At 71.2% G+C, this 13861-nt stretch carries 15 protein-coding genes and 1 tRNA gene; 9 read left to right on the top strand and 7 right to left on the bottom strand.

Annotation, left to right across the window (positions count from 1 at the left end; all coding sequences use genetic code 11):
- Positions 1–2 precede the first annotated feature (2 nt).
- Positions 3–1436 carry an MFS transporter gene (locus tag RI211_RS14190; RefSeq protein ID WP_315638364.1) on the top strand — a complete coding sequence of 478 codons (1434 nt, stop codon included), beginning with the start codon at positions 3–5 and terminating at the stop codon, positions 1434–1436.
- An 85-nt stretch (positions 1437–1521) separates the two neighbouring features.
- Here the strand turns inward: RI211_RS14190 and RI211_RS14185 are convergent, their stop codons facing one another.
- Positions 1522–2211 carry a DedA family protein gene (locus RI211_RS14185; RefSeq protein WP_187662367.1) on the bottom strand — a complete coding sequence of 230 codons (690 nt, stop codon included), beginning with the start codon at positions 2209–2211 and terminating at the stop codon, positions 1522–1524.
- Positions 2212–2415: 204 nt separating this feature from the next.
- Between RI211_RS14185 and RI211_RS14180 the strand changes: the two genes are divergently transcribed.
- From RI211_RS14180 to RI211_RS14160, 5 genes are all read left to right on the top strand, one after another.
- The gene (locus RI211_RS14180; RefSeq protein ID WP_187662366.1) at positions 2416–2565 is read left to right on the top strand and encodes a hypothetical protein; all 150 of its coding nucleotides are present in this window, start codon (positions 2416–2418) and stop codon (positions 2563–2565) included.
- Positions 2566–2614: 49 nt separating this feature from the next.
- A complete protein-coding gene (locus tag RI211_RS14175; RefSeq protein ID WP_315638365.1) occupies positions 2615–3970 on the top strand; it encodes an aminotransferase class I/II-fold pyridoxal phosphate-dependent enzyme in 1356 nt (451 codons plus the stop codon).
- Positions 3967–5205, top strand: coding sequence for an aminotransferase class I/II-fold pyridoxal phosphate-dependent enzyme (locus tag RI211_RS14170; protein WP_315638366.1), 1239 nt, complete (start codon positions 3967–3969; stop codon positions 5203–5205). Before RI211_RS14175 ends, RI211_RS14170 begins: the two co-directional genes overlap by 4 nt.
- A 13-nt stretch (positions 5206–5218) precedes the next feature.
- Positions 5219–5289 (top strand) — tRNA-Cys (locus tag RI211_RS14165).
- A 44-nt stretch (positions 5290–5333) separates the two neighbouring features.
- Entirely contained in the window at positions 5334–6446 is a 1113-nt protein-coding gene (locus RI211_RS14160) for a DegT/DnrJ/EryC1/StrS family aminotransferase (RefSeq protein ID WP_315638367.1), read from the top strand.
- Between the two features lie 2 nt (positions 6447–6448).
- Here the strand turns inward: RI211_RS14160 and RI211_RS14155 are convergent, their stop codons facing one another.
- Positions 6449–7300 carry an AraC family transcriptional regulator gene (locus RI211_RS14155; protein ID WP_187662362.1) on the bottom strand — a complete coding sequence of 284 codons (852 nt, stop codon included), beginning with the start codon at positions 7298–7300 and terminating at the stop codon, positions 6449–6451.
- A gap of 124 nt (positions 7301–7424) precedes the next feature.
- On the opposite strand from RI211_RS14155, the gene RI211_RS14150 reads away from it, so the two are divergent.
- Positions 7425–7970, top strand: a complete 546-nt coding sequence (locus RI211_RS14150; protein ID WP_187662361.1) for a carboxymuconolactone decarboxylase family protein — start codon at positions 7425–7427, stop codon at positions 7968–7970.
- Positions 7971–8029: 59 nt separating this feature from the next.
- On the opposite strand, the gene RI211_RS14145 is transcribed toward RI211_RS14150, so the two are convergent.
- A complete protein-coding gene (locus RI211_RS14145; protein ID WP_315638368.1) occupies positions 8030–8743 on the bottom strand; it encodes a glutamine amidotransferase in 714 nt (237 codons plus the stop codon).
- 26 nt (positions 8744–8769) lie between these two features.
- Here RI211_RS14145 and RI211_RS14140 point away from each other — a divergent pair, with 26 nt between their 5' ends.
- Positions 8770–9450 (top strand): HAD-IA family hydrolase, encoded by a 681-nt coding sequence (locus RI211_RS14140; protein ID WP_315638369.1) that lies wholly within the window; start codon positions 8770–8772, stop codon positions 9448–9450.
- On the opposite strand, the gene gabT is transcribed toward RI211_RS14140, so the two are convergent.
- Entirely contained in the window at positions 9434–10777 is a 1344-nt protein-coding gene (gene gabT, locus RI211_RS14135) for a 4-aminobutyrate--2-oxoglutarate transaminase (protein WP_315638370.1), read from the bottom strand. The genes RI211_RS14140 and gabT overlap by 17 nt on opposite strands.
- Before the next feature lie 73 nt (positions 10778–10850).
- Between gabT and RI211_RS14130 the strand changes: the two genes are divergently transcribed.
- A complete protein-coding gene (locus RI211_RS14130; protein WP_315638371.1) occupies positions 10851–11630 on the top strand; it encodes a YggS family pyridoxal phosphate-dependent enzyme in 780 nt (259 codons plus the stop codon).
- A 7-nt stretch (positions 11631–11637) separates the two neighbouring features.
- Here RI211_RS14130 and RI211_RS14125 read toward each other — a convergent pair whose 3' ends face one another.
- The 3 genes from RI211_RS14125 to RI211_RS14115 form a co-directional block, all read right to left on the bottom strand.
- Positions 11638–11844 (bottom strand): CDGSH iron-sulfur domain-containing protein, encoded by a 207-nt coding sequence (locus tag RI211_RS14125; protein WP_315638372.1) that lies wholly within the window; start codon positions 11842–11844, stop codon positions 11638–11640.
- Positions 11841–12887 (bottom strand): iron-containing redox enzyme family protein, encoded by a 1047-nt coding sequence (locus tag RI211_RS14120; protein ID WP_268776619.1) that lies wholly within the window; start codon positions 12885–12887, stop codon positions 11841–11843. The genes RI211_RS14125 and RI211_RS14120 overlap by 4 nt, the downstream gene beginning before the upstream one ends.
- Positions 12888–12995: 108 nt before the next feature.
- The gene (locus RI211_RS14115) at positions 12996–13823 is read right to left on the bottom strand and encodes an endo alpha-1,4 polygalactosaminidase (protein ID WP_315638373.1); all 828 of its coding nucleotides are present in this window, start codon (positions 13821–13823) and stop codon (positions 12996–12998) included.
- Positions 13824–13861 lie beyond the last annotated feature (38 nt).

Raw genomic sequence — 13861 nt, 5'->3', positions numbered from 1 at the left:
ACGTGTCATCGTCAACGAGAAGTCCCGCGCGGTGGTGGGGCCTGACGCTCATCGCCCTGGCGCAGTTCATGGTCATCATGGACGCGTCCATCATCGGCGTGGCGCTGCCCCGGATGCAGGAGGACCTCGGGTTCACCCCGAACACCCTCTCCTGGGTCTTCAACGCCTACGTGATCGCCCTTGGCGGCCTGCTGCTCCTCGGCGGTCGCCTGTCCGATCTATTCGGCCCTCGGCGCATGTTCGCCACGGGATGGGTCATCCTCGGGGCCGGCTCCCTGGTGGCCGGATTCGCGGGAGATGTCGCCACCGAGCTCGTCGGACGCGTGTTGCAGGGTGCGGGTTCCGCCCTCATCGCGCCCGCCGCGCTCACGCTGCTGATGATGCTCTTCGGGCACAACCCGCGCGAACTCACGAAGGCGATGGCGTTCTACGGGGCGGCGGCTCCGGCCGGCGGCACCGCGGGCGTGTTCCTCGGCGGCGTCATCACCGAGTTCGCATCCTGGCCCTGGGTGTTCTTCATCAACGTCCCGATCGCGGTGCTCGTCCTCGCGGTGATGTGGCGTGCGCTTCCCGGCGGCACGCTCGGCGCGAAGGGGTCCGTGGATGTCCTCGGTGCCCTCACCGTGACCCTCGGGCTCGCCGCGCTGGTCTACGGCATCGTGCGCGCCGAGGTCGTCGGGTGGGCGGCCGCCGAGACCTGGATCGCCATCGGCGCCGGTGTCGTCCTGCTGGCGCTGTTCCTCCTCATCCAGCGTGTGAAGCGGGAGCCGCTCATGCGCCTGTCGATCTTCCGGTCGCCGAATCTCGGTGCGGCGAACCTGGCGCAGGTGCTGCTCGGTGCCGCGTGGATCCCGATGTGGTTCTTCCTCAACCTCTACCTCCAGCAGGTGCTCGGTTTCAGTGCCTTCCCCGCCGGTGCGGCACTGCTGCCGATGACTGCTCTCATCATGATCGGGATGATCGTGCTGGCTCCGCGCGTGATCGCCGCCTTCGGGCCGAAGGTGCCCATCGTCCTGGGGCTGGTCGTGCTCGCCGCCGGGCTCGGCTGGATGGCCTTCATCCGCCCGGAGGGGAACTACTGGGTCGATGCTTTCGGGCCGTCGCTGGTCGTCGCTTTCGGGCAGGCCCTCGCGTTCATCCCCTCCCTGCAGGTGGCGATCTCGTCCGCACCGCCGGAGGAGGGCGGCCTCGCCTCCGGCATCGTCAACACGAGCTATCAGGTGGGGTCTGCGATCGGCCTCGCGGCGGTGTCCGCGATCGCCGCAGGTTTCGGTGCGAGCCACCTGGGCGACCCCGCGGCGCTCACCTCCGGATACTCGGCCGCGTTCATCGCGGCCGGGGGGATAGCGCTCGCCGGAGCGCTGCTGGTCGCTGCGCTCTTCCGCACCCGCCGACCCGATCGGACGGTGGAGACGATCTCCACCCGCACGCGGTGAGCGGAGGAGTCGGAACCGTCACCCCGAGGGACTGATCGGCGCGGCGCTCTCCGCTCGGCGGCCGCTGTCGTCGAGCGGAGGGCGCTCAGGCCTGACCGTTGTCCTCTGCCCGCCGTGCCGCGGCCTCGCGCATGCGGCGGCGGATGCGCAGCGCGATGAACACCAGAAGCAGCAGGATGAGCACGCCGACGACCACATCGGAGATCACGCCGCTCCACTGCTCGAGGATCGGCCGGATGGCGGGGCCGAAGGCGAAGCCCAGGCCGATCCAGATGCCGTTCCAGACCGCCGAGCCGACCAGCGTGTACAGCGTGAACTTCCACAGCGCCATGCGCTCGATGCCGGCCGGGATCGAGATGAACGAGCGCACGAGGGGCACGCAGCGACCGAACAGCACGGCGCCGCCGCCCCAGCGCGCGAAGAACGCCTCGGCCTTGTCGAAGTCGTCGTGGTCGAGGAGGGGGATGCGTCCGACGATGCGCCGCGTGCGGTCCCGGCCCACGGCGGCGCCGAGCGCATACCAGATCCATGCGCCGACGAGTCCGCCGATGGTGGCCGCGGCCCAGGCGCCCCAGGCGTTCATCCGCCCGTCATAGGCGAGGAATCCCGCTGCGGGGAGGATCGCCTCCGAGGGGATCGGCGGGACGAACGTCTCGATGAGCACGGCGAGGCCGACGCCGACCTCGCCCAGGGTCTCGATCAGGCTGAGCACCCAGCCGATGAATCCGTCGTAGCCGGGGGCGGAAGCGGCGAGGGGCAGAGTGCCGGGGGTCATCGTGTCCTCTGTCGGGGGATCGCGGTGATCGTGCGGGAGGCGGGAGGCGATCCGTGGGGACCGACCGCTCCTGAACGGTAGCCGGTGTACCTGGGCTCCGCCTGCGTGCATCGGGAGCCGGGCCGCCGGAGGCGGCGTTGTCAAGGTGCTCGCTCCGGCAGCGCGGCGGACCGATCATGGAGTCCCATCAACCGAGGAGGCATCATGACCGATCCGCGACAGGACGAGACGACCGGATTCCACGGCGAGCCCCCGACCGCGAACAACGGGGAGGGCGACGCGCCCGAGGTCGACGTGACCGACCTCGAGCCGGAGGAGATCGAGGACGGCGTGGAGGTCGACGACCGCCCCTGATCCCCGGGGAGATTTTGACATAGGTCAAAATCTCCCCTACCGTCGAGTCATGGGCACGGCGGAGAGCAGAGACGACGAGACCGACGGGATCAGCGGCGTCACCGCCGCGGAGATCTCGGAGAGCGTGCGCGACCTCGTCGAACGGGGGACGCTCGTCGCCGGAGACCGCTTGCCGCCGGTCCGCACGCTGGCCGAGCGGCTCGGCGTCAATCGCAACACCGTGCTCGCCGCCTACCGCACACTCGTCACCGCCCGTATCGCGACCACCGGTGGGCGCACAGGGACGACCGTGCTCGGACCCGCCGCCACGCCGGATGAGGGCTTCACGCCCGGAACCCCGCTACGCGACATCGCCAACGGCAACCCTCAGGCGGCCCTCCTTCCCGACCTCGCCGCCGCTCTCGCATCCGTGCACCCGAGCCCCGTCCTGTACGGCGAGTCGGTGATCGATGCCGGTCTCGCCGAGTGGGCGACCCGATGGATCGCGGAGGACCAGCCTCGCCCCTTCCGTCTTTCGGTCACCGCCGGGGCGGTCGACGCGGTGGAGCGGCTGCTCGCTCAGACACTCGTGCACGGCGACCGCGTGGGTCTCGAGGATCCGTGCTTCCTCTCGAGCATCCAGACCGCGCGTCTGGCGGGGTACACGCCCGTCGCGATACCTGTCGACGACGAGGGCATGACAGTAGAGGGCGTGCGTGACGCTCTGGAGAGCGGTGTGCGCGCGATCGTCTGCACGCCCCGCGCGCACAACCCCACGGGGGTCAGCATCAGTCCGGCGCGTGCCGCGGAGCTGCGCGAGGTGCTCGCTCCGCACCCCCACGTCCTGGTGATCGAGGACGACCACTTCTCGCTGCTCGCCCCGGCTCCGTACGCCACCGTCATCGGACCGGGCCACGAACGGTGGGCTCTCGTGCGGTCGGTGTCCAAGTTCCTCGGACCCGACATGCGGCTGGCCCTCACCGCGTCCGACCCCGTCACCGCCGAGCGCCTCGCCCTCCGGCTCAGCCCCGGCACGATGTGGGTGAGCCACGTCATGCAGCAGCTCGCTGCGACTATGCTCCGTGACGAAGACGTGCACCGGCTCATCGCGGAGGCGGGGGCCCGATACGCCGCGCGCAACAGGTCCTTCGCCGCGCTCGTCTCCGCCCGTGGATCGGACGTCACCGCGGAGAGCGGTCTGAACGCGTGGGTCGATGTCCGCGAGGAGGCCGCGGTCGTCGCCGAGCGGCTCGCGCACCGCGGATGGCTCGTTCGACCGGGGTCCGAGTTCGCGCTGGAGGACGGTTCGACCGGCGGCCACCATCTGCGTCTGACGGTGCACGACCTCGACGACGCCGACCTGCGACGACTGGCCGACGACATCGCCGCCGCTTCCGGTCCGGCCGGGGCCGAGGGGGACGAATGACGGCCAGGGCCGCGTTCCGGATCGGCCGATCATCGCGCCTCGACGGCGTGCTCTACGACCTGCGGGGTCCGGTGGCCGAGCGTGCGGCCGAGTTGGAGGCCCGCGGCGAGCAGATCCTCCGCCTGAACATCGGCAACCCGGCCCCGTTCGGTTTCGAGGCGCCGCCGGTCATCGTGGAGGCCCTGCGCGAGGCTCTTCCGCACGCCCATGGGTACTCGGAATCACCGGGCCTTCCGGAGACGAGGGAGGCGATCCGCGTGCACTACTCGCGCCGGGCCGGGTTCCCGTCCCTCGGGATCGAGGCGGTGACCGTCGGCAACGGCGTGTCCGAGCTGGTGGGTCTCACGTTGCAGGCGCTGCTGGAGCCGGGCGACGAGGTCCTCATCCCGAGTCCCGACTATCCGCTGTGGACCGCATCGACTGTCCTCGCCGGGGGTGAGCCCGTGCACTACCGCTGCGCGGAGGAGGCCGGGTGGCTCCCCGACCTCGAGGCCATGGCGGCGGCGATCGGCCCACGGACCGTGGCCATCGTCATCATCAACCCGAACAACCCCACCGGCGCGGTCTACCCGCGGGAGAACCTGGAGGGCGTGGCGGAGCTCGCCCGTCGCCATGGTCTGCTGCTGCTGTCGGACGAGATCTACGACCGTGTCGTGTACCCCGGATTCACGCACGTCTCCACGGCGCAGGTCGCCCCCGACGTGCCCTGCGTCACCTTCGCCGGCCTGTCGAAGACGCACCGCGTCGCCGGGTATCGGGCGGCCTGGGCGTTGACGACCGGGTTCGCTGCGGACGATCCCTTCCTCTCGGGTCTGCGGCTGCTCGCCTCGATGCGGATGTGCGCGTCCGTGCCGGCACAGCACGCGATCACGGCGGCCCTGGAGCACGACGCATCGCTCGACGCGCTCGTCTCGGCCGAGGGGCGGTTGACAATGCAGCGCGATGCCGCCACGGCTGCGCTCCGAGCCATCCCCGGCGTCGATGTGCAGGAGGCGGGTGGCGGGCTCTACCTCTTCCCGCGCCTCGACCCTGAGGTGTTCGGCATCCGTGACGACGAGCGTCTGGTGCTCGACTTCCTCGATGCGGAGCACATCCTGCTGGTGCACGGCCGCGCATTCAACGGCGCCGACGCCGATCACGTGCGCCTGGCCTTCCTGCCCGAGACCGACACCCTGATCGATGCGGTGCAGCGCTTCGGTCGCTTCCTGCAGGGGTACTCGCCGCCGGGCGCGTGAGGACACCTGACCCGGTGGAGTGACCGAGTGGCCAGGTCGCGGTCCGCAAGACCGTGCACGCAGGTTCGATTCCTGCCTCCACCTCCGATCCGGCTCGCGCCGAGCCGTTCCCGACGAAGGACATACCCATGCAGAAGGACTTCATCCCGGCCGCCGCGCCGCTCATCGGCGACGATGAGGTGGCAGCCGTCGAACGCGTGCTCCGCAGCGGCATGCTCGCCCAGGGCCCCGAGGTGGCGGCGTTCGAGCGCGAGTTCGCGACGCAGTTCGTGGAGGGCCGCACCACCGTCGCGGTGAACTCGGGGACGAGCGGCCAGCTCCTGGGCCTGCTCGCCTCCGGTGTCGGCCAGGGCGACGAGGTGATCGTGCCGTCCTTCACCTTTGCGGCGGTGGCGAACTCCGTGGTCCTGGCCGGCGCGACGCCGGTGTTCGTCGACATCGAGCCGAGGCACTTCACGCTGGATCCGGCGCGGGTCCGTGCCGCCGTAACCGCCCGCACGAAAGGCATCATGCCGGTGCACCTGTACGGGCATCCGTTCCTCGTGGACGACATCGAGGAGGTCGCCAGGGACCATGGCCTGGACATCTACGAGGACGCCGCGCAGGCCCACGGTGCCGCCTGGCGAGGCCGGCCGGCCGGGACCATCGGCAGGTTCGGCATGTTCAGCCTGTACCCGACGAAGAACATGACGGCGATCGAGGGCGGCATGGTCTCGTGCGTCGATGAACAGGTCGCGCGCCGGGTCCGACTGCTGCGCAACCAGGGTATGGAGACCCAGTACGCGAACGAGGTCGTCGGCTACAACAACCGGATGAGCGAGGTGCACGCCGCGGTCGGTCGGGTGCAGCTCGGGCGGGTCGCCGCCTGGACCCGCCAGCGCCAGGAGAACGCCGCCGTCCTCGACGCCGCGCTCGCCGGTATCGACGGGCTCACCGTGCCTGCGGTCGCGGAGGGCGCCGAGCACGTCTACCACCAGTACACGGTGCGGGTCGCCGCGGGGGAGCGCGACCGGGTGCGCGACGCACTCCGCGACGAACACGGGGTGGGCTCCGGCGTCTACTACCCGATCCCGAACCACCGGCTGCCCTCGCTGGCGCGCTTCGCGCCGGCCGACGAGCTTCCGGAGACCGAACGGGCAGCGCAGGAGGTGCTCTCCCTCCCCGTGCACCCTTCGCTCACGGCCGGCGACCTCGACCGGATCGTGACAGGGTTCGCTGCCGTGATGTCAGCCGGCGGCTGAGCTCAGGCGGCGAGGCCGAGCCAGGCCCGCGGAGAGCGACCGAGCCGCTGGGCGAACGCGCGGGAGAAGGCGGAGGCGCTCGCATAGCCGAGGTCGGCGGCCACAGCGCTCACGGACATCCCCGCACGGAGCTGTTCCTGGGCGATCGTGAGACGCCACTCGGTGAGGTAGTCGCCCGGCGCTCGGCCCACGACCTCCTTGAAGCGCGCCGCGAAGGCGCTGCGCGACATTGCGGCGGTCCGCGCGAGAGTGTCGAGCGTCCACGGCTCGCCGGGGGCCTCATGCATCGCCACGAGGGCGGGTGCGAGGCGTTCGTCCGCAAGGCCGGGCAGCAGCCCCGGCGGGAGGGTGAGATCGCCGGAGTGGTCGAGCATCCAGCGCAGGAGCTGGATGAGCACGACCTCGAACATCCGGTCTGCCAGCAGCGGACGACCGCAGCGCACGTTGTCGACCTCGGCGAACAGGAGGTCCAGCGCGGGGGCGAGGGTGGACACCTCGTCGAGCGGCAGGACGATCACCGAGGGGAGGGTGCGGACGAGCGGGTGCGTGGCTCCGCCGTCGAAGTCGATCGTCGCGCAGGCGAAGTCGGATTCATCGGTCGGGGCGTTGAGGAAGGTGTGGTCGACGGGGCGGGGGAAGAACAGCAGGCTCGGGCGGGTGATCGTCTCGCGCTCGATGCCGCCGTCCGGGCGCTGGTGCGTCACCTCCATCTCGCCGCGACGCAGCACGTGGAGGAAGCCGTGGCCCGCACTCGCGGCGAAGACCGTGGTCCCGCACAGGGGTCCGGTGTGGAACAGGCGGCTGCGCACCCGGAAGCGGTCGAGCAGCGGGGTGAGGCGGTCGAGCGGTGGCATGCTTCCATTCTTCTGGACGATATGTCACGAACGCAAGACCAAATGATGCGTATCGTACTGCGCGGCGAGCAAGACTGAGGGGGAAGCCGAATCCGGCCCGTCCCGAAACACAAAGGAGCACCCCATGCCCAACGTCCCTCTCGTCGACCGTGAGACCGCCACCGGCCCCGTCAAGGAGCAGCTCGAGCAGATCGGCTCCGCCTTCGGCGCCGTCCCCGCCATGTTCCGCGCGGTCGCGAACTCGCCCGCCGCGCTCACCAGCATGTGGAGCGCTTTCGGCGCCTACGGTGGGGGCACGCTCGGCGCGGCCCTCGGTGAGCAGATCGCGGTCGCGGTCGCGAACCGCAACTCCTGCGGCTACTGCCTCGCGGCGCACACGGCGCTCGGCAAGAAGGCGGGCCTCACGACCGAGGCGCTCGCCGAGGCCCAGGCCGGCAACTCCGACGACCCCCGTACGGCCGCTCTGCTGGCCTTCGCGCTCAAGCTCGTCGAGGAGCGGGGTCAGGTGACCTCGGCCGACGTCGACGCTCTCCGCGCGCACGGCTGGAACGACGAGCAGATCGTCGAGACCATCGGCCAGGTCGCGCTGAACCTCTTCACGAACTACGTGAACATCGCGCTCGACGTGCCGATCGACTTCCCGACGGTGCCGCTGCGTCGCGCCGCTTGAGGTCGAGGGGAGCAGGGGCCGGATTCGCTGGGGGTCCGGCCTCTTCCCCTGCCCGCCTGCTACGCCTCGACGTCGTCGAGCCAGTCGCTCAGCACGCGGGTGGCGAGGGTCTCGAGCCGCGGACCGTGCGTCCGCGCCTGCTCCCGGATCGTCCGCGGGTCGATGCCGTTGTGATGGAGCTCGTGCGCGTGACCGATGAGCCAGCGCTCGATGATGCGGTGGTCGGCTTCCAGGTGGAACTGGAGTCCGAGCGTGCGCGCGACGGCGAAGGCCTGATGGGGGAAGCCGGGCGTGTGCGCCAGGGAGTGCGCCCCGGCGGGGATCGCGAACTCGTCGCCGTGCCAGTGCAGCACGGGCTCGCCGTCGAGAGGGGCGAGGACGGACTCCCGGCCCTCGGGGGTGAGTGTGAGCGGGCCGTAGCCGATCTCGACGGCCCCGGTCGGGCGTACCTCTGCGCCCAGAGCCTCGGCCAGGAGCTGGGCGCCGAGACAGACGCCGAGCGTGGCGCCGCCCGTGGCGAGCCGGGTCGCGAGAGCCGCCTTCGAGGAGTGCAGGAAGGGATACCGATCCTCGTCGTACACGCCGATCGGTCCGCCGAGGACGAGGAGCAGGTCCGTGCCAGCGACGGCGTCCGGGTCGATCGTGTCGATGCCGGCGTCGAGCAGTGTGGTCTCGTAGCCGCGCGCCGCCAGCAGCGGGGCGAGGATCCCGAGGTCTTCGAAGGGGACGTGGCGGACGGCGATCGCCGTCCGGGGCGTGCGAGACGCGGACATGCACTCTCCTCGGATAGATTTGACCTATGCCAAAAATAGCACACGAGGTTCGAGGTGCCGAGGTGGTCGTGCGCGCCGCGGGGGTCCTGTTCGACTGCGACGGCGTGCTGGTGGATTCCGTGCCCTCGGCGGCGATCGCGTGGGACGCCTGGGCGCTCCGGCACGCCCCGGGATTCGACTTCCTGCGGGACGCGCCTCATGGCATGCGGCCGAGTGAGGTGGTCGCGGCGATCGTGGGGCCGGAACGGGCGGCCGAGGCGACGGCCGACCTCCTCGCCCGGGAGCTCGCCGTCGCCCCGGCGACGACCGGGATCCCCGGGGCCGCTGCCCTGCTCGCTGCGCTGCCCCCGAAGCTGTGGGCGGTCGCGACGAGCAGCAACCGAGCTGTCGCGACCGCACGGATGGGCGGAGCGGGTATCCCGGCGCCGGCGGTGCTGGTCGCCGCCGAAGACGTGAACAGAGGCAAGCCCGCGCCCGACCCGTACGTTCGTGCCGCACGGCTCCTCGGGCGGGACCCGGGGGGCTGCGTCGTCTTCGAGGACTCGGCGCCGGGGATCAGCGCGGCGCGAGCGGCCGGTGCCGGCCTCGTGGTCGGGGTGGGCGCAGGCTCCGGGGCGGCTGACCCCGACCTGGTCGTGCACGACCTCGCCCACGTGCGGTGGAGCGGGGAGGCGCTGTGCCTCCGCGTGCTCAGCGGAGCGCGCTGAGGGCCTCGTCGATCACGTCCACGGCGACGTCGAGCTGCTCGTCGGTCGTGGTCAGAGTGGGGAGGAAGCGGATCACGTTGCCGTCGCTGCCGGCGGTGAGGAGCAGGATGCCGCGCTGGGCGGCGAACTCCGCGATCATGGAGGCGGCCCCGGCCAACGGTCGCGTCGTCCCGGGGGTGCTCAGCTCGAAGGCCTGCATGGCGCCGATCCCGCGGACGTCGCCGATCACCGCATGGCGAGTGCGCAGACCCTCGAGTCGGGCGGACAGGTGGGCGCCTATCCGACGGGCGTCGGCGAAGAAGGTCCCGTGCTCGAGCTCGTCGAACACTGCGAGGGCGGCGGCGATCGAGACCGGGTTGCCGCCGAATGTGCCGCCGAGGCCGCCAGGGTCGGGCGCGTCCATGATCTCGGCGCGGCCGGTCACCCCGGCCAGGGGCAGCCCGCCGGCGATGCCCTTCGCCGTGAGCACGAGGTCCGGCACGAGGTCGAAGTGTGTGCTCGCGAACCACGTCCCGGTGCGCCCGAGGCCCGTCTGGATCTCATCGGCGATGAACACCACGCCGTTCTCCGTGCACCACTCCTGCAGGGCGGGGAGGTAGCCCGCGGCCGGGACGACGAAGCCGCCCTCGCCCTGGATGGGCTCGGCGATGACGGCCGCGAGGTCGTGGACGCCGATCCGCTGTTCGAGATGGGCGATCGTGCGCGCGGCGGCTTCCTCGCCGTCGAGGCCGTCGCGGTAGGGGTACGAGTTGGGGACGCGGTGGACATCGGGCGCGAACGGACCGAATCCGGTGCCGTACGGCGCCGCCTTGTGGTTCATCGCGAGTGCGAGGTTGGTGCGCCCGTGGAAGGCGTGGTCCAGGGCGGCGACGGCGCGCCGTCCCGTGTGCCTCCGGGCGATCTTGACCGCGTTCTCGACGGCTTCGGCGCCGGAGTTCGCGAAGGCCGTGCGGGTCTCGTGGGTGCCGGGGACCTTTTCCGCGAGCAGTTCGGCGAGGCGCACGTAGCCCTCGTAGGGGGTGACGGTGAAGAGCGTGTGCGTGACCCGGTCGAGCTGCTCCGCCGCGGCGGTGACGGCTGCGAGGTTGGTGTGGCCGATGGTCGTCACGCCGATCCCGCTGCCGAGGTCGAGGAAGCGGTTGCCGTCGACGTCGGTGACCCAGGGGCCGTCGGCGTGCTCGATGTAGACGGGGAGCACGCTGCCGACGCCGCGCGGGACGACCCGTTGCCGGCGCTCGTGCAGCGCCCGGCTCTGCGGTCCTGGCACCTCGGTGCGCAGGCGCGGGGTCGACAGGGCGGTGTCGGAGAACAGGCCGGGTGCGGACATGGACGGGCTCCTTCGTGAAGGGGGTGTCGGCGGGTACGCGACGTGGTGTCGAAGCTATGTTAGATTTTGACCTATGTCAAAGATCGAACCTGTGGGGGAGAGCGCCGAGCGCTACCCGACGGCCTTCACCGCCGCGGACTTCCGCGCCAACGTCGCCGACGTCCGCGCCCGCATCGACGCCGCCGCGGAGCGCGCAGGACGCGACCCCGGTGAGGTGCACCTGCTCCCGGTGAGCAAGACGGTGCCGACCGATCGGGTGCGGGTGTCCATCGACGCCGGGCTGCGCCGACTCGGCGAGAACAAGGTGCAGGAAGCCGTGCGCAAGCACCGGGAGACGGCCGACCTCGATGTGGACTGGGTGGTCATCGGCCACCTGCAGACGAACAAGGCCCGGGACGTCGCCTCCTTCGCCGCCGAGTTCCAGGCGCTCGACCGGCTGCGGGTCGCCGAGGCTCTCGACCGGCGCCTGCAGGCCGCGGGGCGCAGCCTCGACGTGTACGTGCAGGTGAACACCTCGGCCGAGGATTCGAAGTTCGGGATGCCGCCGGAGGAGCTTCTCGACTTCCTGAAGGCGTTGCCCTCGTACGGTGCTCTCCGTGTGCGCGGCCTGATGACGCTGGCGCTGCTCACACCGGACGATGCCCGGGTGCGGGAATGCTTCGCGCTGCTGCGGACCCTCCGTGACAGAGCACGTGAGGAGAACCCCGAACTCATCGGCGACGGCGCCCTGTCGATGGGTATGTCCGGGGATTACGAGATCGCCGTCGAGGAGGGCGCGACGTGCGTGCGGGTCGGGCAGGCGATCTTCGGTGCGCGCGCCGTCCCGGACAGTCATTACTGGCCGGAGGGCTGACGCCCGCTCAGTCCTCGGTGCGGAAACCGGCCGCCTTGTGTGTGCCGTCGCAGAACGGCTTGAGCGCGGAGAGCCCGCAGCGGCACAGCGCCACGGTCCGCCGACGCGGGTCGATCACCGTGCCGTCGCTCGCGTGCAACTCGATCTCTCCGCGCACCAGGAGGGGGCCGTCCGGGTACGTCGTGACGGTGACCGGCTCGTCCCGGGCGGTCATGCCGTCGTCCTCTCCCGCAGCGCCGAGCGGCCCTCGGTCCACGCGTCGAGGGTGTGCGCACCCGCCCAGCCGTCGACCGTGAGGCACGCGGCCGCGCCGAACAGGATGTCTGCGAGCAGCTCCGGACGGTCCTCGGCGAGGCTGCCCGCGAGGTCACGGGCGGCGATCTGCTCGTGCACCGCGTCGGCCTCCACGTGCTCCTCGAAGTACGCGGCGACATCGTCGGCGAACCCCAGCCGGTGCAGGCCGTCGGCGTAGAAGCGGCACGGGATCGACGAGGTCATCTCGTAGGCGGCGAGGTGACCCACGATCGCACCCACGAGGCGGCGGTTGAGGCCGAACAGGCTCATCATGTTGTGCGAGGCGAGCGTGATCGCGGGGGCGTCGTCGACGTAGGCGCCGTACGTGTCGTCGAGTCCGGCGGCGCGAAGGGCGCGGGCGTAGAGCTCCGCGTGCACCCGCTGCGGTCGGCCGCCGCCGTACTCGTCCGACTGGATCTCCACCAGCGCTGCCTTGGGGCGGCCGGTCAGCCGTGGGATCGCCCAGGAGTGCGGATCGGCCTCCCGCAGCGTGTACACGGAACGGAGGATCAGCGACTCCTCGGCCTGCTCGCGGGTGGCCTTCCTGGCGATGTGCCGCGACAGGCTGGGGCCCGTATCCGCAGCGGCGAGGGCGAACAGGGCGCGCCCCACGGCGTCGACTGTCGGCTCCGGAAGCTCGGGCACGGGCACGGTCTCGCGCAGTGCGGCCTCGAAGGCGTCCTCGAGGATCCGGCGCGCGGTGACCACCCCGGCCTCCCACTCCAGCGCCGCATCGAGCTGCGGCAGCGAGCCGTACGAGGACGCATAAAGGACGAAGAGGGCGAGCTGGATGTCGTCGTCCCGGACCACATCGCTGCTCTCAGCGACGGCTGTGGTGGCGAGGTCGGGCAGGGCGGCGGCGTCCTCGCCGCGACCGGTGAGGACGTCGAGGACGGCGCCCGACAGAGGACCGCGCGGCGAGAAGGCGACGGCGGTATCGGGGTCGAGGGTGGAAACGGTCATGAGGAGGGGCTCCCATCGAGTCGATCACCGATATCCTCGTCCGCGCGAACGGGGGCCACCAGGGACTTGACGCCGAGGCGCTCGGCAGGCAAGCGCCTCCGTCGATCGTCAGGGGCACCCGGCGAAGACGTGGTCCTCGTCGTCCGGCGTGACGAGGTCGCGATCGCGGAGCACCAGGGATGCCGGGGCGTCCGGGTCGGCGCACAGCTCCGCGAACGACCGCGGGAGCTGGTCGGTGTACTCGATGTCGATCACGTGCGGCCCGTAGACCGCGGTGTATGCGCCGCACTCGGCGTACGCGGCGCACTCCTCCGTCACGGCGAAGTCGAAGCCCGCGCGCTCCTTCAGGGCCTCCGCATGCTCGGCAGCGTTCTTCTGTCCGGCGGCGAGCCCGACGCCGTGCGCCGCGTCGACGAGGAGCTCTGCGAGCGCGAGGTTGTGGTCCAGAGTCAGGAGGCCGAGCGAGCGTGAGAAGGAGTCGAGGTTGTCGAACTCGACCGCCTGGAAGCCGGAGTCCGCGCAGCCCTCGATCCAGGGGATCACGATCTCCGCGATGCGGGACCGCTGCGCTGCGCTGCCGGTATCCAGAAGGGCCTCGTCGGGCCAGTCCGGGTCGAAGACCACGTCGTCACCGTCATGCAGGAGGAGGTCCTCGGGCCACTCGGCGAGCTCGCCCGGCTGGGTCTGGAATCCGTTGACGTAGCAGACGGAGTAGAGTCCCGCGACCGGCTCCGCGCTGCGGTCTCGCCCGACGATGCCCACGCCCTCGGCCGGATCGTACGCGCCGCCGAGCTGGTAATCCGGAAGGGCTCCGGCCGGAGGAAGCACGACGCCGCCCGATGACCCCGTTCCCTCCGTAGGGAGGGCGGTCGGGGCGGCGCAGCCGGCGAGAGCGAGGATCCCCACCGCGACGCACGCCGCCGGCGTCAGGGACACGCGTGCCGTTCTTCGACCGCGTCGAGAGCGCGGCGCGG

The sequence above is a fragment of the Microbacterium meiriae genome (assembly GCF_032364335.1).
GTDB lineage: Bacteria > Actinomycetota > Actinomycetes > Actinomycetales > Microbacteriaceae > Microbacterium > Microbacterium meiriae.
Note: the sequence above shows the minus strand (reverse complement) of the source record. Positions and strands in the feature narration are given on the sequence as shown.